This is a genomic window from Borreliella californiensis (assembly GCF_014205885.1).
Taxonomy (GTDB): Bacteria; Spirochaetota; Spirochaetia; order Borreliales; family Borreliaceae; genus Borreliella; species Borreliella californiensis.
In genome coordinates, this window is the sequence record NZ_JACHFB010000001.1 from 443,578 (window position 1) to 462,749 (window position 19,172).

Sequence of the window (19,172 nt, forward strand, 5' to 3'; positions counted from 1 at the left end):
CCTTTATTCTACTATTATTTTTTCTTTTTCTAAATAAATTGTTATTTTATTTATGTTTTGATTTTCAGCTATTATGGTGATAATATTTTCTTCTATTTTTTCTTTGATTGCGGCAATTACGCTTCTTGCTCCTGAATTTTTTTTATAGTATTTTGTGGTTATGAATTTGTCAACATCTTTTTTTATTTCTATTTTGATTCCTTTAGAGCAAAATTTTACCTTAAGGTCACTTAAGTAGTTTTTGCAAATTTCCTCTACATTGTCCTTTGTAAGGGTATTTAGAATAATTTTTTTTTGAATTCTATCTAAAAAGGATAACTTAAATCTTTTTTCAAGATCTTGTTTTATTTCTTCTTTAAAGTTTTTTGCCTCTAAGCTTTTTTGGTGATTTTTGTTAAATCCAATATTTCTTTCTCCAAGAAGTATTCTAGATCCAATGCTTGTAGTCATTATTATAATTGTATTTTTAAATAGTATTTTATCTTCTTTACTATCAATAAGTTCTCCATTTTCAAGCATTCGACTTATTAGGTTTAATATAGAGTTGTGGGCATTTTCAATGTTTTCAAACAATATTAAAGTTTCAAATGAATGTTTTAATTTATTTGTCAGAATGCCTCCATCAGAGTAGCCTACGTATCCTGGATTTGTGCCAATTAATTTTGAAATAGAGTTTTCTTCTTTATAGTCTGACATATCTAGTTTTAATACTGAATTTTGATCCTTGATAATTTTTTTAGATATTTCATCAGTTAAAGTAGTTTTTCCACATCCACTTGATCCTATTAGCAATATTGAGGCTAAGGGTTTAGAATCGTCATTAAGTCCAAGTTTGACTTTAATAATTTCTTTAATAAGTTCGTTTACTGCATAGTTTTGTCCGATCACTTTTTTATTTATTTCGCTTTCTACTTCTTTTAATTCTAAAATTTCTTCTTTAGTGTTATTTGCTGTTTTAATAGATAGTATTTCATTTATTGCCTTTTGTATATCATCTGCTGTAATGATGTTGTCTTTTGTAAGTTCTTCTTTTTTAATTGCACCGGCAATGTCTATTATATCTATTGCTTTATCTGGAAATCTTTTATTTATTAGATATTTGGATGAAAGCTTTACGATATTTAAAAGCGCGCTTTTTTCATAGATCACTCCATGATAGTCTTCAAAATTTTTTGCAATATTTTCGATTATTTTTAGCGTATCTTTTTCATCAGGCTCTCTTACAGTAATTGTTTGGAATCTTCTAGCGAATGCTTTGTCTTTTGAAATATATTTTCGATATTCATTGTAAGTAGTTGCCCCAATGATTTGTATTTCAGTTCTAGAAAGTGATGGTTTTAGTATATTTGATGCATCAAGAGCTCCTTCGGAGTTCCCAGCTCCTATTAGAGTGTGTATTTCGTCAATAAATATGATTGTGTTTTTGTTTTTTTCAATATACTTAATTATATTATTTAAACGGTCTTCAAACTCGCCTCTATATTTTGTTCCCGATACTAGGTTTGAAACCTTAAGCATTAAAATTGTTTTGTCTTGTAGTTTGCTACTTATTGTTTTTTGTACTATGCTTGATGCAAGTCCTTCAACTATTGCTGTTTTTCCCACACCAGGTTCGCCTATGAGCATTGCGCTGTTTTTGTTTCTTCTCAAGAGTATATTTGTAAGAGCTTTGATCTCTCTTTCTCTTCCAATCAAGGGGTCTAATTTTTTGGCTTTTGCAAGTGCTGTTAAATTTTTGACATACTTTCCAATTTCAAAGTGTTCATTTTCAAATCGTATTTCTTCATCAAATTCTTTATAGGTTTCAATTAATCTTATTTTGTTTTTTTCCATGTATTCCAATATATTTTGATCTTTAAAGTTGAAGCTGGATTTACTTAGTTTGTGCTTTTTAAGAAGTTTTTTATTTTTTAATATTTGATAAAAAATTTCTTTTGCCCCTATTAAAGGTTTGGATTTAAACTCCTTTTTAGCTTCTTTTATTAGAGTAAAGATTTCTTTATTGATTTTTGGAATAATTATTTCGTTTTTTTCTATTAAAATTTTTTCTAATTTATCTATTTCACATATAACTTCTTGTTTAATGTTTTTTAGAGTTTTAGTATCTAGAAATTTTATTTCAGATTTTTTGGGAGTGGTAATTATAGACATTAATAAGTGCCAAATTGAAACTTCTTTATTTTTATTTTTTCTTGCAATTTCTTTTGAGTCTATTTCTACCAAATTTATTAAAGTTTCTGTTATGTTAATATTTTTTTATCTCCATCTTTATTGCATTTATTATACCAAATATTTTATGTTTTTCCTTATACTCTAGTTTTACAGATATATAAAATTTAATTTTTGGCTCTGTTCCAGAGGGTCTCACAACGATTACAATTTCGTTTTCAAGTATAAATTTTATTGCGTTTATGGGGTATTTATATTCTTTGATTTCTGAAATTTCATTTTTAAAATTAATCTTTTTAAGAGTTTTATAGTCTAATTTTTCAATTATTTTAATTCCTGCGAATTGTGCTTTTTGTTCTTTTCTCAGTTTTAGCATTAACTTTTCTCTTTGAACTTCTCCATTAGCTCCTTCAAAGTTTTTTTCTATATTAAATTCTTCATAATATCCAAATTCTTTGTATATCTTTTCAAGATAATTCTTAATTGTTTGTTGTTTGGATTTTAAGTCAAGTGCTAAAGAACAAATCCCTTTTATGGCTGAGAATGCATCTTTATCTCTAACTTTTCTTCCTATTAGATATCCATGGCTTTCTTCGCATGCAAAGGCAAATTTTTTATTTGGTTCATTTTTTTCCATTTCATTAATTAAATTTCCTATCCATTTAAATCCTGTGTAAGTTCTAAAAATTTGAGAACCATATTTTTTTGCAATTTTTTCTAGCATTGGTGTTGTTACAAATGATGATATTGTAAATGTATTTTTAGGATTTATTTCTTTTGAGAGTATGTAGTTCATTAAAATACATGATATTTGATTTCCGTTTAAGAATATCCATTCGTTTTGATCTTTGAACGCAACTCCTATTCTGTCAGCATCTGGATCTGTTGCAAGGGCAATATCACAATCTTCTTTTTTTGCAAGCTCTATTACTTTAAGCATGGATAGGGTTTTTTCTGGATTAGGATAATTTATTGTTGGAAATTCAGGGTTTGGCAGTATTTGACTTTTTTCTAAAAAAAGCTTTATTTTGCTATTTGCAAAGAGTTTTCTTATTATGGTTCCACCGGTGCCATGTAATGCTGTGTAGGCTATTTTTAAGTTTGTTTCTTTGCTGTTTTTTTCAAAATCAGGGAATTCTTTGTTTATTGTTTTCACATACTCTTCGTCTATCTCATTGTCAAGTTCTTTGATGATCCCTTTTTCAATGCCTTCTTTTATGGTAATTGTATTTATTATGTTTTTTACTTGTTGAATTTCATTAGTTATTAGTGTGTCATGAGGTGGTATTATTTGGACTCCACCTTTCCAATATGCTTTATAGCCATTATATTCTTTTGAATTATGGCTTGCTGTTATCATAACGCCAACATCACAATCAAATTTTCTTATTGTATAAGATAGTTGAGGAGAAGGTCTTAAGCTTTTATATATATATGTTTCAAAATTATTTGAGGCAAAAATTTGAGCAGCATTGTAAGCAAATTCTTTTGAAAAATATCTTGAATCATAACTTATTGCAACTTTAGGGTTTTTGTTTATTTTAAGTACATAGTTGCATATTCCTTGGCTTATTTTTTTTACATTATATGTGTTCATGTAGCATGTTCCAGCTCCAATGACTCCTCTTATTCCAGCAGTGCCGAATTCTAGATCTTTATAAAATCTGTTTAGAATTTCTGTTGAATTATTTGTTTTTTGAATTTTTATTGCTTCTTCTTGAAAATATGTATCTTCTTCAAGAAGAATGTAATTTTTCAATTTTCTTTTAGCTTCGATTTTTTGCATCAATATTTCCTTTTATTTTATTAAACAAAGATTAATTAAATTATATTGATTTATAATGAATTATATACTTGATATAGAATTTATTATCATATAATTTATAAGAATGTGTATTAAATTTTGGTCGTTAAATTAATGATGGATTTTTTTTTGAAGTCAGAATATCTTCCTGCTGGCGATCAGCCTAAAGCAATAAAAGAGATTGAAAATTCTATTTTGCTGGGGAATAAATATCAAACATTAAAAGGTGTTACAGGCAGCGGAAAGACTTTTACAATTGCAAATATAATCAAAGATCTAAATAGGCCCGCCTTGGTTGTTAGTCATAACAAAACATTAGCAGCACAACTTTACAGAGAGTTTAAGGATTTTTTCCCAAACAATGCTGTTGAGTATTTTGTTTCTTATTATGATTATTATCAGCCAGAATCTTATGTGCCTTCAAAAGATTTATTTATAGAAAAAGAAGCCACCATTAATGCTGAGATAGAAATTAAGAGAATAAGAACGGTAACTTCTCTTGCTAAAAGACGAGATGTCATTGTGGTTGCAACTGTATCTTCAATTTATGCTCTTGGATCTCCAGATTTTTTCAAAAAATCAGCACGAGAATTTTTTGTAGGTCAAAAAATTTCTATTAAAGAAATATCAGATATTTTTGTAGAGCTTTATTACGAGAGAACTTTAATGAATTTGGAAAGAGATAAATTTTCAATTAGGGGAAATATTGTTGAAATTTGGCCTAGCAGTGAGCATGGAGAGTTTGCTTATCGAATTTGTTTAGATTTTGATGAAATTGTTGAAATATATAGGATTAGTTCATTTTCTAAGAAAAATTTAGGAGCTACAAATAGTTTTACTCTTTTTGCCAAGTCTTATTTTGTAATTCCTTATAAAAACGTATTAGAAGCAATACCTAAAATATTTCATGATTTAAGTCTTCAATGTCAATATTTTAAAGATAATGGCAAGCTTGTAGAAGCCGAAAGGCTTAAGCAGAGAGTAGAGTATGATTTGGAAATGCTTAGAGAAACAGGATTTTGTTCAGGCATTGAAAATTATTCTAAATATTTAAGTGGAAGTACAATGGAGAGGCCCTTTTGTCTTTTTGATTTTTTCCCAAAAGATTACTTATTATTTGTAGATGAATCTCATGTTACATTGCCGCAATTTAGGGGAATGTATAATGGAGATCATTCTAGAAAATTAAATCTTGTTAACTTTGGGTTTAGACTTCCTGCAGCACTTGAAAACAGACCCCTTAAATATAATGAATTTGATGAATTAATTAATCAGGTTGTGTTTGTATCTGCAACTCCGGGTGTTGAAGAGAATGATAAGAGTAGTGTGGTTGTTGATCAAATAATTCGTCCCACAGGTCTTGTTGATCCCGAAATTATTACTAGGCATTCTGATGGGCAAATGGAAGATCTTTACAGCGAGATTCAAAAAAGAGTGGCTCTTAAAGAGCGAGTTTTAATTACTACTTTGACAAAAAAAATGTCTGAGGATTTGACTGAATATTTAGTAAGTCTTGGTGTAAAAGCAAAATATCTGCATTCGGAACTTGACACTCTTGAGAGAGTGGAAGTTATTTCACTTCTTAGAAAATCTGAAATTGATGTTATTGTTGGCATTAACTTACTTAGAGAGGGCTTAGATATTCCAGAAGTATCTCTTGTTGCAATATTAGATGCTGATAAGGTGGGGTTTTTAAGATCTACCACTTCATTAATACAAACAATTGGTAGGGCTGCTAGAAATTCTAATGGACTTGTAATAATGTATTACGACAAAATAAGTGTAGCTATGCAGGAGGCAATTGAGGAGACTAGCAGAAGACGTCAAATTCAGATTGATTATAATAAAAAGAATAATATTACTCCTAAGACAATTGTTAAAAAGATTCAAAATATTTTAGAAAAAGAACTCAATAATAAAAATAAAAATTTTGGTTATGATTTTGAAAAAATTATTTCAGGCGAGAAATTGTCTAAAAAAAAGCTTATTGATAAGCTTAAATTTGATTTAGAAGAAGCCGTTAATGATGAAAGATTTGAAGATGCAATTGTTTTAAGAGACAAAATAAAAGAGATTAGTAGCAAAATTAGTATAGCTCGTAATAAAAAAAGAGAGGTGTAATTTTTGGAAAAAAGTTTGAAAAAAAAAATTATTGTCAGAGGAGCAAAAGAACATAATTTAAAAAATATTGATGTAGATATTCCAAAAGATGGTTTAGTTGTAATATCTGGCAAAAGTGGCTCTGGCAAGTCTTCTCTGGCTTTTGATACTATTTTTGCAGAAGGGCAAAGAAGGTATATGGAATCTGTTTCAGCTTATGCACGGCAGTTTTTGGGTGTAATGAAAAAGCCCAATGTTGATTATATAGATGGACTTTCTCCTTCTATAGCTATTGAGCAGAGAACAATAAGCAATAATCCCCGCTCTACTGTTGGAACAATTACTGAGATTTATGATTATTATAGGCTAATATTTGCGAAAATAGGCAAAGCATACTGTCCAAATGATGGAAGATTAATAGAAGAGCAATCGTTAGATAAAATAGTTAATACTATTTTAAGTTATTCTGAGGGATCTAAGGTTATACTTTTTGCACCAATTGTAAGGGGCTCTAAAGGTTCTCATAAAAAGGTTTTAGAAAAAATATTAAATCAAGGTTTTAATAGAGTTAGAATAAATTCTGAAGATTATTTAATAGAAGATGCACTTAATTTAAATTTACATAAAAATAAAAAACATACCATTGAAATTATAGTTGATAGGATTAAGCTTGGCAATAATGTTCGAGTTAGACTTGCAGAATCTATTGAGACTTCTCTTGCTGTTTCTAATGGATATTTAAGAGTAGAAATTGATAATGATTTGGGGAAAATAGATAAACTATTTACAGAGCACAATAGTTGTCCTTTGTGCGGATTTTCACTTCCTCTAATAGAGCCTAGACTTTTTTCATTTAATAGTCCATTTGGTGCTTGCAGCGAGTGCTCTGGTCTTGGCGTTACACTTGAGTTTGATTTTGAAAGTATTTGTCCTGATACTAGTCTTTCTTTTAATGATGATGCTTTTCTTACGTTTAAGACAAGTTCGTCTTGGTCTGTGGCTATTTTTAAAGGACTTGCCAAACATTATAATTTTGATTTAAATACCCCTATAAAAGACATTCCAGATAAAGTTCTTAAACAGATTTTATACGGCTCAAATGAAAAAATAGATTTTATTTACCAGTCCAAAGAAATGGAAGCAAAGGAGTTAGATGGAGGATTTCATTATTCTAAAACATTTGAAGGGCTCTTGCCGCTTTTAAAAAGGCGATATCTTGCAACAGAATCAGAGAGCACTAAAATTTTTTACGAAAATTTGATGTCTAAAAAAATATGTAATTCATGTAAAGGTAAACGTTTAAGCGTTGGAGCTTTAACTGTGAAAATCAATGGGAAAGACATTCAAGATCTTACTAATTTGTCTGTATTTGATTCTTATGTATTTTTTAAAAACTTGCAGCTTGATTTGGTGGATGAAAAAATATCTAAAGAAATTTTAAAAGAAATTAAAAGTAGGCTTAAATTTTTAATTGATGTTGGTCTTTCTTATTTGTATTTAAATAGAATATCAGGCAGCCTATCTGGTGGTGAGGCTCAGCGTATTAGGCTTGCTACTCAAATAGGCTCAGCACTTTCAGGCGTTATTTATGTTCTTGATGAGCCAAGTATTGGTCTTCATCAAAGAGATAATGAAAAATTAATCTCTACTCTTGTTAATCTTAAAAATCTTGGCAATACTGTAATTGTTGTTGAGCATGATGAGCAAACTTTACGTACTGCAGACTATATTATTGATATGGGGCCTGGTGCTGGAATTCTTGGAGGGGAAATAGTTGCAAAGGGAGCCTTAATTGATATTTTAAATAGCAAGAATAGCTTAACTGGTCAATATCTTAGCGGTAAGTTTAAAATAGATGTTCCAAGCTCTAGAAGAAAGGCAGATAAGGGAGAAATTTTACTTTTAGGTTCTAATAAAAACAATCTTAAAAATATAGATGTAAGTATCCCTTTGGGAGTTTTTACCGTAATAACAGGTGTTTCTGGTAGTGGAAAAAGCACTTTACTTAACGAAGTGTTATACCCAGCTCTTGATAGTAGATTAAAGTTTAATGAAAAGTATTGTGATGGTTTTAAAGACATTATTGGATACGAAAAAATCGATAAAATTATTCAAATAAATCAAAAGCCAATAGGGAGAACTTCAAGGTCAAACCCAGCAACTTATGTTGGATTTTTTACAGAAATCAGAGAGCTTTTTGCTAAGCTGCCAGATGCTAAGTCAAGGGGCTTTAAGGCCGGTAGATTTTCTTTTAATGTTAAAGGGGGAAGGTGTGAGAAATGCCAAGGAGATGGATATCTTAATATTCAAATGCATTTTTTACCAGATGTTTTTGTTCCTTGTGATTTGTGTAAGGGTAAAAAATTTAATGAAGAAACTTTAGAAGTTAGATACAAAGGAAAAAATATACACGATGTTTTAGAGATGAGCGTGTTTGAAGCGAGTAAATTTTTTGAGAATGTCCCCAAAATTAGTCATTATTTAAAATTTTTAATTGAAGTTGGGCTTGAATACATTAAATTAGGACAATCCGCAACAACTTTATCAGGAGGTGAAGCTCAACGCATTAAGTTAGCTTTTGAGTTAAGTAAAAAGAGCACAGGTAAAACTTTTTATATTATTGATGAACCAACAACCGGGTTGCATTTTGATGACATAAAGAAGTTATTAGAGGTTTTACAGCGTTTAGTTTCTAATGGTAATACAGTTGTACTAATAGAGCATAATTTGGATGTAATCAAACAGGCAGATTATATAATAGATTTGGGTCCTGATGGTGGGTTGGCAGGGGGGGATATTGTTGTTTCTGGTATTCCCGAAGAGGTTGCAAAATGCAAAAGTTCCTATACAGGAATGTTTTTAAAAAATCTTTTATAGTATTTTTAATTTTTTTAATATTTTCTAATGCAATTTTTGCTCAGACTGTAAATGACAAGAATTCTAAAAAAAGAGATAAGCTAACCCTAAGTCAAAAATCTTATTTAAGAGAGCTTGAGCTTTCAACTGATGAGGATTTAAAAAAATGGGCCTTACAAGAGGGCCTAAAAGAAACAGATGTTTCAAAAATACGAGAATTGCTTTTAAAAAAGTTTGGAATAGATCCTGAGCTTTTTGTCAAGGGGAAAGGACTTGCCGGATCTGGTAGATATAAAATAATAATTGAAACTACAGATAATCTTGAAAATTTCACTTATGGACTTACCAAGGATGAAAGCATTGTTTTTGAAGGAAGAGTTAATATCTTGGTTGAAGATATTAAAGAGAATAAAAAACACAATATTAAAGGTGACAGGATAGTCCTTAATAGGAACTCTAAAAAACTTTATTCTATTGGAAATGTTGAATATATTCTTGATATGGATACCAATGAAAAGCTTTATTTTTATGGTAATGAATTTTTTGTCGATTTTGATTCTCAAAATTTTCTATTAAAAGATGGTATTCTTCAAAAAAAGATGCAAAAAAATCAAATAGATCATATTCTTTCGTTTGGAGGAAAGGTTTTAAAAAAGATAGACAATGATGTTACCATTTTGGAACAAGCTTTTGCAACAACTAGTAAAATTCCAGAACCGTACTATTCAATTAAAGCTTCTAAAATATGGGTATTGCCCTCAGGAGATTTTGGGTTTTTAAATGCTATATTTTACATGGGAAGAGTTCCAGTATTTTACATTCCCTTTTTTTTCAGACCGGGAGATAGTTTATTTTTTAATCCATCTTTAGGCCTAAATCCACGAAAAGGTTTTTCTGTTTTTAATACCGTTTATCTTTTTGGCAATAAATCTTCAGGCGAAGATTCATCTTTTTTGGATTTTGATTTCAATTCTGTTTATAATTCAGGTAAAAAACCTTATATAAGAAATGGATATTTAACGTATTTTTTTGCAGAAAATTCAGCATCCAGTCTTAATAAAGATTATGTTAAATTGATTTTTGACATTTATGCTAATCTAGGATTCTATTCCGGAGTTGATTTTAATTTGGGCAATACTTTAGGACATTTTAAAACTTTGGAAGGAAATTTTGGATTAGGTTTTACTAGGAATGTTTATAGTTATGATGGAGGATATTATCCTTTTGACAATAGGATTTTAAAACAATCTCTTTTTAGTTTTTCTAATCTTAACAAAGGAGATATATTTGGGTTTGAAGTTCCTTTTAGATATTTACTTAAATTAAAAACAGAATTTCTATTAAGCGATGCACTTTTTTCGGTTGTTTTAGAGCACTATTCTGATCCATATGTTAATATTGATTTTAAAGATAGAATAGAAAGTGCCACATTTTTTTCTCTTTTAAATTTAGATAAAGATTCTGTTAAAGATCAAGCCAGCATTAGTACTTTTGATTGGAATTTGTCTTCTTTTTATAAGCGAACATTTAATGACGGTTCAATTTTAGATTATAAATTAAATAATTTAGGCTTAAGTTTTAAATTGTCGGGCTATGAAAATCTTTATGTTAAATCTCCTTTGGAAAAACCAAAAGATATTAATGATCCCACAAGAAAATGGTTTTATCTGGAGAGAATTTATGCTCCATATATTGATTTAAATTTCCAAAAAGACCTTTACAATAATCAATGGACATTTCCAGCTGATACTAGAGAAATGATAATGCGCCCAGAAATTAAAAATCTAGAAGATAAAGATAATAATAAAAAGAGCGTGAAGGATAAAAATGTTAAAAAAACAGCAGAATTAACCAAAGATTTGTATATTCCTCCAGAACCAATTACTTTGGAAAATATTGACCAATCCGATTCTTTTTTTATTAGGTTTGGCATTAATCCTTATTTAAGAAATAATGTTTTTTTTAATAATTATGGTATAACAAGTCCAAAGGACTTTGATTATGAAATAAAAAATTATTTATTTGATATAAAAAATAAAACGGATATAAAAATTCATGCTGATTTTTATAATCGTTTAATTACTTTTGAAAATTTATTATATCTTAATACTATTGAGTATAATCCTTTAAATAAAGATTTTAAGGTTGAAGATAAAGATAAAAAAAGTGAGCACTCTATTATTAACCAAATAAATTTAAACTTGCTTCCTTTTATTAGGTACTCTTTATTCTCTAGAAGTACTTTAAAGTTTGAGAATAAGGCTACCTTGTATTCATTTAATAAAAAATATGATTCTGATGCAAAATCTTTGGTTAATAAAAATAGTAGTATTTTTTTATCTGATCCGGAAACTTTTTATCAAAGTTTAACAGCTTCTTTAATTTATGATTATGATTATTTTAGTGCTGAGCTTTCAAGCGAATTAAAAAATAGTTTTGAAGATATTAAGGCTTCTTCTGAGCTTAAATTTTCTTTAGATTTTCCTTATTTGTTGCAAGAAGCCGGGATTGGAATTAAATATTATAAAAAATTTAAAGAAGATGCTATGAAAAACCTTAGAATTTCTGCTATTCAAAATTCTTTAGAGCCCCAAAAACCATCATCGCCTTATAAAAATATAGAAATGTCTCCTGCTTTGTATTATAAAATTGAGCCGAGATATTTGGATTATTTTAAATTTAGTTTTTTAGCTGCTTATGATCCTTTGATAAATAGAGTTTCCGAGCTTTCTTTTAAGCTTAATGTTTTTGATTTCCAATTTTTATTTGCTATGAAAGATGACTTTGAATATAATTATGATCCTTTAAAAGGAGATTTTTTCAAGGTTGGCACTACAACTAAACTTGTTCCATATTCTTTAGATTCTAGTTATAAAAAAGAATTGTACGTTTTAACTTTTTTTGATAAGAAGCTTTCTTTTACTTTAGGGGTAGATTTTGGCTGGAAAATAAATTTGCAGAAATTTACAGATAATGAGCTTAGATCTGCATTGACCTTGAAGTTTAAATATACAGAATTTTTAGAAATTTACTTTTCTACTTTTTCTATTAATACTAAGACTTTTAAATACTTTAAAGGATATATGGACCAAATTGGCCTTGAGACTGTCAATGTCTTTACTGATTTATTAAAATCTTTTAATTTCTTTAATTCTCAAGACAGAAAAGATTCACTTTTTAAAATTAAAAAATTTTCATCAGGCTTTAAATTCAATTTTTATGATTGGAAATTTGTTGGCGAATATAATTTAGAGCCAGATTTGTTAATAGGATCTGACGGAATTTATTCTCCTATTTGGAGAAATAATTTTACAATTTATATTTCTTGGAATTTTTTTGCTCCTATAAAAGCATCATTTGAAAACAATAAAGATACAAGCTATGAGCTTATCATTAATAGAAAAACAAAAAAATGATAACGATTTTCATGTATTAGTAATATTAATTTTTATAGTTCTTGTTATTAAAACGTTTATTGGTTTTTTTGCTTCAATTCCTACTTTTGATATGTTGAGTTTGAAAATAGACGGATATTTAATATCTGAGCTTGAGTTATTGCTATTTTTGTTTTTAGAGTGAATTTTTAATGGATATGCTATAAATTTAAATGAAGTTTTAGGGCCAATAAAAAACTCTCTGTATTTATTTTTATATTCTGTTTTATTGCTTATTGTAAGATCTTCTTTTTTTAAGACGATTTTATCGTTGTTAAGACTAGTATTTTGCCAATCTATTTTTACTATGTCTAAGCTATTGTTTGTAATTTGAATATAAATATATTCATTTGTGGCTTTAATTACATCTATTTTAATGTATTTAGAGGGAGGAGATTCTAGAATTTTAAAATCTGTTTCATAATCATGGTTTATTTTTATTGTCGTGCAACAAAAAAAATAAACCATTGAAATAAGAAATATTGTTTTTATGTATTTTTTGACAATATTTCTACTTAGTTTTATGAAAACCAAGATCTGCAATATTTTCATTTCCTGGAATAAAAGAAATTTTTCCACCTTTCTCTTCAAATTTTTTCCTTAGTTCAGCTGTTTTTTTGATTAAATTAATAGTAATTTGTGGTAATTTTTTGCTATTATGGATTCCTTTTGACCAGTAGTCAATTATTAATTTACTGTCGCCAAATATGTTTGTTATATTTTCTTTTAATGCTATTTTGAGTGCTGTATATAGGGCAAGCAGTTCCCCAAAATTATTGCTAATTCCTTGAAAATTTTTGACATAATAATTTCCATATTTATTAATCAAGGATTTATCTAAGATTTTATCCAATATTGAAATTTTTTTTTCGTTTACAACTCTAATTTCTACGCCCTTTCCTCTTCCTGTTCCAGAATCAAAATATATTCCAATTGGGTGGTGATAAATTTTGTTATCATTATTAAATAGCCAATTTTGAGCTTGTTCTATTGTTTTAAAACTTTTTATTTTATTATTTTTCCCTTTAATAGTGTTTTTGCATTCTTCCCAGGATTTGAAAATAATTTTTTCATTACTATTAATCAAAATACATGCATAATATTTGTTCATGGTAGTATTAACTTCCTGAGCACCAGATATTTGTTATATTGCAAGCTCTTCCAAAAATTTTTTCTTTCGATTTTTTTAATTCTATTGCATCTACTATTTCTTTGTTGTAACCAATGAATTTTTCTTTTAAGGTTGGTTTAATGAGCCTTTTTGGAAGCACGCTTGGAAGTATTCCCGTAATCGTATAAGACATGTAAAAATTGTAAGCGGCTGCATTTATTTCTCCAGGAGTAATTATTCCTGAAATTTCATAATTTCTTGATACATTAAGACCTGCTATTTTATATATTCTATCAACTACTAAAGAGCAATAAGTTTTATTGTGAATTTCTTCAAGATTAAATGAATCTGTCCATAAATTAGAGGATATTAAGGGAACCATATATCCAAAGTTATTATCAATGTATCTGTTTCTTCCAAAATTAATAGCTTTTTTAATTGTTCTTGTGTCTGTTATTGGTGAGAATATTTTTAATATTCTTGATTGTACATATGTTGAAAGTTTTTCATATCCTGAGCCTTGAGTAGATGCTGTATCGAATTTGATTTGATTGCTTGTAATTATTGATTTTATATCAAAACTATCATTTCCATTGAATGCAATTTTTTTAGTAGCTTCGTATTTTTCTTCATCAAATATTCCTACATGTTGCCAAAAATAAAAAAACTCTGTCCAATCTATTTTTGGTTTTATTAATATTATGTCTCCATTTGATAAAATAGACCTTAAATTTTTAGGAGTTATTTCAATACCTGTATTTGGATCTATTATTTTTGGTATTATATCGTGTTTATTGTTATTGTCGGAGTCAGCAGTTGACCTTTTTCTTCTTCTAGGTGGTGGTTGTTTTGAATAATACAATTCATTGTGAAGATCTGAAATTTTTTGCTTTTCAATTATTGTTTCTATGTTGCTGTTTTCAACTTTTAAAAAGTGCATAAATTGTTTAAAATATTTTTTATCTTTTATTTTTAATAATTGATTTGCTATTGTGTGCGGTGCAATATATTCTTTTCCATCTATTATTTCTTTTGTTATTGAGTTTATATTTTCTTGAGGAAAGAATGAGTTGATGTGACTTAATTGTATATATCCTAAATTTTTATCATGAAATGTTTGCTCGATTAAGTTTAGAATTTCTTTTTCTAGATGCATTTGTAGTTCTATTAGTTCTGTTAAGTTTTCATTATCTGAATTTGTATGATTAAAATTTGGTTTTTTTTCAAAAGCAGTATCAATTTTAATTGTTAGATTTCCATTGACGCTGCTTTGATCTAAAAACTTTATCCATTCTGTTTCATTATTTAGATAATTTCTATAAGCATTTAGATAGTTTTTTATTTCTTCAAGTTTTTGTGGGCTTATTTTGACTTTTGCTGCCGTTTGTTTTATTAAAAAGGAATTATCATTATTGTTTAAAATTTCTTGGATACTAGATATTGGTATTCGATATTCTATATTAGAAGGATTTTTTATTAAAGAGCTTTCTAGTGGTGTTTTTTGTGTTAATATGATTTCTGACGTGCTTATATTTTTTAACTTGTTATCTGCAATTAAGGCACAAGAGAATAATAAAATGTGTGTAGTTAATATTAATAATCTACTAATTTTCCTCATGAGTAGTATTTTAGCATAATTTTTTGTCCAATGGTTTTGATTTAAAGTTTTATTTTGAGCTGCTTTTTTTGTTTTTGCAATTTTTACACCCAGATTAATTTTTTAATTTTTTTAAAAAATAGTTGATATTTTTTAATATAAACATTAATATTTTAATGTATGGCAATTTTTATAAAGGGGGAAATGGATGGAAGAATATTTAAATCCAATAAATATATTTTCGGAAATAGGTCGTTTGAAAAAAGTTTTGCTTCATAGGCCAGGAGAAGAATTGGAAAATTTGACGCCCTTTATTATGAAAAATTTTTTATTTGATGATATTCCTTATCTTAAAGTTGCAAGACAAGAGCATGAAGTTTTTGTGAATACTTTAAAAAATAATTCAGTTGAAATTGAGTATGTTGAGGATCTTGTTAGCGAGGTTCTTGCTTCTTCTGTGGCGCTCAAAAATAAATTTATATCTCAATTTATTTTTGAGGCAGAGATAAAAACAGATGACATAATTAACATTTTAAAAGATTATTTTTCTAATTTAACCGTTGATAATATGGTTTCTAAAATGATTTCGGGCGTTGCAAGAGAAGAGCTTAAAGATTGTGCATTTTCTCTTGATGATTTGGTTAATGGCGCAAGTCTTTTTATTATTGATCCCATGCCCAATGTTTTATTTACTAGGGATCCTTTTGCCAGTATTGGTAATGGAATTACAATAAATAAAATGTTTACCAAGGTTAGGCGCAGAGAGACAATATTTGCAGAATATATTTTTAAATACCATTCCATTTACAAAGAAAATGTTCCAATTTGGTTAAATAGATGGGAAGAGACTTCTTTGGAAGGTGGAGATGAGTTTGTTTTAAGTAAAGATCTTTTAGTTATAGGAATTTCCGAAAGAACAGAAGCGGAGTCTGTAGAAAAACTGGCTTTTAGTCTTTTTAAAAATAGGGCCTCATTTAATACAATTTTGGCTTTTAAAATTCCAAAAAGTAGAATTTATATGCACTTAGATACAGTTTTTACTCAAATTGATTATAATGTTTTTACAAGTTTTACAAGTGATGATATGTATTTCTCAATTTATGTTTTAACTTGTAATTCAAGTTCTAATAAAATTAATATTAAAAAAGAAAAAGCTAAACTCAAAGATGTTTTGAGTTTTTATCTAGGCAGGAAAGTTGACATAATAAAATGTGCAGGTGGAGACTTAATACATGGTGCAAGAGAGCAATGGAATGATGGTGCTAATATTTTGGCGATAGCTCCAGGAGAAGTAGTTGCTTATTCTAGGAATCATGTAACCAATAAGTTACTTGAAGAAAATGGCATTAAAGTTCATAGAATTCCGTCTAGTGAGCTTTCAAGAGGTCGTGGTGGGCCAAGATGTATGTCTATGCCTTTAGTAAGGGAGGATATTTAATAGTTAGGTATGAGTTAAATGAGTTTTAAAAAACTTGATTGTAAAGAGGTTGGTGGTTGATGTATAATTTACGAAATAGGAGCTTTTTAAATCTTTTAGATTTTACAAGCAAAGATATTAAATATTTACTTGATTTATCAATTGATTTAAAAAAGTCAAAATATGCAGGAATTGAAGTGCAAAAACTTAAAGGTAAAAATATAGTTATAATTTTCGAGAAAGATTCAACAAGGACCCGGTGTGCCTTTGAGATTGCGGCATATGATCAAGGGGCAAATGTTACTTATTTAGGACCCAAGGGGAATCAAATAGGCTCAAAAGAGTCTATGATAGATACCGCCAGAGTTTTGGGGCGAATGTATGATGCTATTGGATTTAGAGGGTTTTCTCAGCAGACTGTTGAATGTTTGGCGAATTATTCTAATGTTCCTGTTTACAATGGATTGACAGATATTTCTCATCCAACTCAAATACTAGCCGATTTAATGACAATAAAAGAATATAAGGGGAGTTTAAAGGGGATTAAAATAGTGTTTTGTGGCGATGGTAGGGGAAATATTGCCAATTCGTTATTGAAGGGCTGTGCTATTATGGGGCTTGATTTTAGAATTTTTGCTCCCAAGGAGCTTTTTCCAGACCCCGATTTGACGCTTAAGGCCAGAGCTTTGGCACTAGAGAGTGGGGGTAAAATTACAATTACAGATTCTAAAGAAGAGGCTGTTAAATGTGCCGATGTTGTGTATACAGACGTGTGGGTATCTATGGGAGAGAGTAATTGGGAAGATAGAATAAATCTTTTGAGGTCTTATCAGGTTAATGAAGAGATAATGTGCAAAGCAAAAGATGATGCAATATTTATGCATTGCTTACCCGCTTTTCATGACTTAAATACTATGATTGGTAAGGATATTTTTGATAAATATGGACTTGATGGAATTGAAGTTACAGAAGAAATTTTTGAAAGTAAAAATTCAGTTGTTTTTGATGTGGCTGAAAATAGAGTGCATACCATTAAAGCTATTATGGTAGCAACTTTAGGATAATAATATTTTTTATGTAAAATTAAATTTATGAAATGATTTAGGAGGAGCGTTATGATCAGAATGCCAAGTAGTTTTACAATAATATTTTCTTTAATTATATTTGTTACCATTTTAACGTATGTGATTCCCGCTGGTAAGTTTGATAAAGAATTTAAGCAAATGGGTGATGGATCCAAAAGGGAAATAATTGTTGCCGGAACTTATCAATATGTCGATCGAGGGCCTAGGGGATTTTTACACCCTCTTATGACTATTTTAACTGCAATGTCAAAAGGTATGGAACATGCAGCCGAAGTTATTATTTTTGTTTTAATTGTTGGGGGCGCTTATGGGATTATTATGAAAACCGGAGCAATAGATGCAGGAATTTATTGGTTAATTAAAAAGTTAGGGCACAAAGATAAATTGCTTATTCCTTTGTTAATGTTTATTTTTTCGGTTGGTGGAACTGTAACCGGAATGAGCGAAGAAACTCTTCCTTTTTATTTTGTGATGATTCCCTTGATAGTAGCTTTAGGCTATGATAACCTTGTTGGAGTGGCTATCATTGCTTTGGGAGCTGGAGTGGGTACTATGGCTTCTACTGTAAATCCATTTGCTACAGGAATTGCATCTGCAATAGCTTCTATTAGCTTACAGGATGGGTTTTATTTTAGGATTGTTCTTTATTTTGTATCAGTATTAGTTGCTATAATCTATGTTTGTGTTTATGCGTCTAAAATTAAAAAAGATCCCTCAAAATCACTTGTGTATTCTCAAAGAAATGAATATTATCAATATTTTGTTAAAAAAAATGAGCTTTCTGCTGGGGATAATACTCAGAATGCCCTTGAGTTTACTTTTGCTCATAAATTAGTTTTACTTTTGTTTGGATTTATGATATTGATTTTGATATTTAGCATTGTTAATCTTGGTTGGTGGATGCAAGAAATGACAATGTTGTATCTTGGAGTTGCTATTATAGCGGCTTTTATTTGTAGATTGGGGGAATCTGAAATGTGGGATGCGTTTGTGAAAGGTTCTGAAAGTCTGCTAACGGCTGCTCTTGTTATTGGGCTTGCTAGAGGTGTTATGATAGTATGTGATGATGGGTTGATTACAGATACTATGTTAAATGCTGCTACTAATTTTTTATACAATCTCCCAAGACCCCTTTTTATCATTTTGAATGAAATTATTCAAATATTTATAGGATTTATTGTGCCATCTTCATCAGGGCATGCTAGCCTAACCATGCCAATAATGGCTCCACTTGCTGATTTTTTGTCAATTCCAAGATCTTCAGTTGTTATTGCTATGCAAACTTCTTCTGGACTTGTTAATTTAATAACACCTACCAGTGGAGTTATAATGGCTGTATTGGGAATATCTAGATTAAGTTATGGTACGTGGTTCAAGTTTGTTTTACCATTATTTATTATTGAGTTCTTTATATCCATTTTAGTCGTTATAGCTAACATTTATTTAAATAATCTTTAGTTTATATTTAAAAAAACTTTAGGAAGGAAAAGGAATTTCTCTTTTTTTTCTTTTTTAGATTTTTAGTTAATTATAATTAAACTAAAAACTAAAAAATATATTTTTTAGTTTTTAGTTTAATTATAATTAACTAAAAATCTA

11 protein-coding genes are annotated in these 19,172 nt (G+C 28.8%); 6 read left to right on the forward strand and 5 right to left on the reverse strand.

Features of this window, described 5'->3' with window-relative positions:
* Positions 1–3: 3 nt before the first annotated feature.
* Both HNP67_RS02120 and HNP67_RS02125 read right to left on the reverse strand, forming a co-directional pair.
* Positions 4–2,223 carry an AAA family ATPase gene (locus HNP67_RS02120; RefSeq protein ID WP_184124509.1) on the reverse strand — a complete coding sequence of 740 codons (2,220 nt, stop codon included), beginning with the start codon at positions 2,221–2,223 and terminating at the stop codon, positions 4–6.
* A 22-nt stretch (positions 2,224–2,245) separates the two neighbouring features.
* Positions 2,246–3,955, reverse strand: coding sequence for a phospho-sugar mutase (locus HNP67_RS02125; protein ID WP_184124511.1), 1,710 nt, complete (start codon positions 3,953–3,955; stop codon positions 2,246–2,248).
* A gap of 132 nt (positions 3,956–4,087) precedes the next feature.
* Here HNP67_RS02125 and uvrB point away from each other — a divergent pair, with 132 nt between their 5' ends.
* From uvrB to HNP67_RS02140, 3 genes are read left to right on the forward strand one after another with little or no spacing between them, the layout of a single operon-like run.
* A complete protein-coding gene (gene uvrB / locus HNP67_RS02130) occupies positions 4,088–6,094 on the forward strand; it encodes an excinuclease ABC subunit UvrB (protein ID WP_184124513.1) in 2,007 nt (668 codons plus the stop codon).
* 3 nt (positions 6,095–6,097) lie between these two features.
* Positions 6,098–8,950: an excinuclease ABC subunit UvrA gene (uvrA, locus tag HNP67_RS02135; RefSeq protein ID WP_184124515.1), complete on the forward strand. Its 2,853-nt coding sequence runs from the start codon at positions 6,098–6,100 to the stop codon at positions 8,948–8,950.
* Complete coding sequence (locus HNP67_RS02140) at positions 8,905–12,345, forward strand: LPS-assembly protein LptD (RefSeq protein WP_184124517.1); 3,441 nt, start codon at positions 8,905–8,907, stop codon at positions 12,343–12,345. The genes uvrA and HNP67_RS02140 overlap by 46 nt, the downstream gene beginning before the upstream one ends.
* A gap of 9 nt (positions 12,346–12,354) precedes the next feature.
* Here the strand turns inward: HNP67_RS02140 and HNP67_RS02145 are convergent, their stop codons facing one another.
* The 3 genes from HNP67_RS02145 to HNP67_RS02155 are packed head-to-tail and all read right to left on the reverse strand — an operon-like array spanning position 12,355 to position 15,092.
* Positions 12,355–12,906 (reverse strand): hypothetical protein, encoded by a 552-nt coding sequence (locus tag HNP67_RS02145; protein ID WP_184124556.1) that lies wholly within the window; start codon positions 12,904–12,906, stop codon positions 12,355–12,357.
* Positions 12,875–13,474 carry a ribonuclease H family protein gene (locus HNP67_RS02150; RefSeq protein WP_184124519.1) on the reverse strand — a complete coding sequence of 200 codons (600 nt, stop codon included), beginning with the start codon at positions 13,472–13,474 and terminating at the stop codon, positions 12,875–12,877. The genes HNP67_RS02145 and HNP67_RS02150 overlap by 32 nt, the downstream gene beginning before the upstream one ends.
* A 7-nt stretch (positions 13,475–13,481) precedes the next feature.
* Positions 13,482–15,092, reverse strand: a complete 1,611-nt coding sequence (locus tag HNP67_RS02155) for a hypothetical protein (RefSeq protein ID WP_184124521.1) — start codon at positions 15,090–15,092, stop codon at positions 13,482–13,484.
* Between the two features lie 187 nt (positions 15,093–15,279).
* Here HNP67_RS02155 and arcA point away from each other — a divergent pair, with 187 nt between their 5' ends.
* From arcA to HNP67_RS02170, 3 genes are read left to right on the forward strand one after another with little or no spacing between them, the layout of a single operon-like run.
* Entirely contained in the window at positions 15,280–16,509 is a 1,230-nt protein-coding gene (arcA, locus tag HNP67_RS02160; RefSeq protein WP_184124523.1) for an arginine deiminase, read from the forward strand.
* A gap of 59 nt (positions 16,510–16,568) precedes the next feature.
* Positions 16,569–17,552 (forward strand): ornithine carbamoyltransferase, encoded by a 984-nt coding sequence (argF, locus tag HNP67_RS02165; RefSeq protein ID WP_184124525.1) that lies wholly within the window; start codon positions 16,569–16,571, stop codon positions 17,550–17,552.
* A gap of 51 nt (positions 17,553–17,603) precedes the next feature.
* Entirely contained in the window at positions 17,604–19,031 is a 1,428-nt protein-coding gene (locus HNP67_RS02170) for a YfcC family protein (RefSeq protein WP_184124528.1), read from the forward strand.
* The last annotated feature ends 141 nt before the right edge of the window (positions 19,032–19,172 follow it).

Coding starts and splice junctions, on each gene's coding strand:
- HNP67_RS02125 (WP_184124511.1), bottom strand. CDS start 3,955: ATGCAAAAAATCGAAGCTAAAAGAAAATTGAAAAATTACATTCTTCTT.
- uvrB (WP_184124513.1), top strand. CDS start 4,088: ATGATGGATTTTTTTTTGAAGTCAGAATATCTTCCTGCTGGCGATCAG.
- HNP67_RS02140 (WP_184124517.1), top strand. CDS start 8,905: ATGCAAAAGTTCCTATACAGGAATGTTTTTAAAAAATCTTTTATAGTA.
- HNP67_RS02150 (WP_184124519.1), bottom strand. CDS start 13,474: ATGAACAAATATTATGCATGTATTTTGATTAATAGTAATGAAAAAATT.
- HNP67_RS02155 (WP_184124521.1), bottom strand. CDS start 15,092: ATGAGGAAAATTAGTAGATTATTAATATTAACTACACACATTTTATTA.
- arcA (WP_184124523.1), top strand. CDS start 15,280: ATGGAAGAATATTTAAATCCAATAAATATATTTTCGGAAATAGGTCGT.
- argF (WP_184124525.1), top strand. CDS start 16,569: ATGTATAATTTACGAAATAGGAGCTTTTTAAATCTTTTAGATTTTACA.
- HNP67_RS02170 (WP_184124528.1), top strand. CDS start 17,604: ATGATCAGAATGCCAAGTAGTTTTACAATAATATTTTCTTTAATTATA.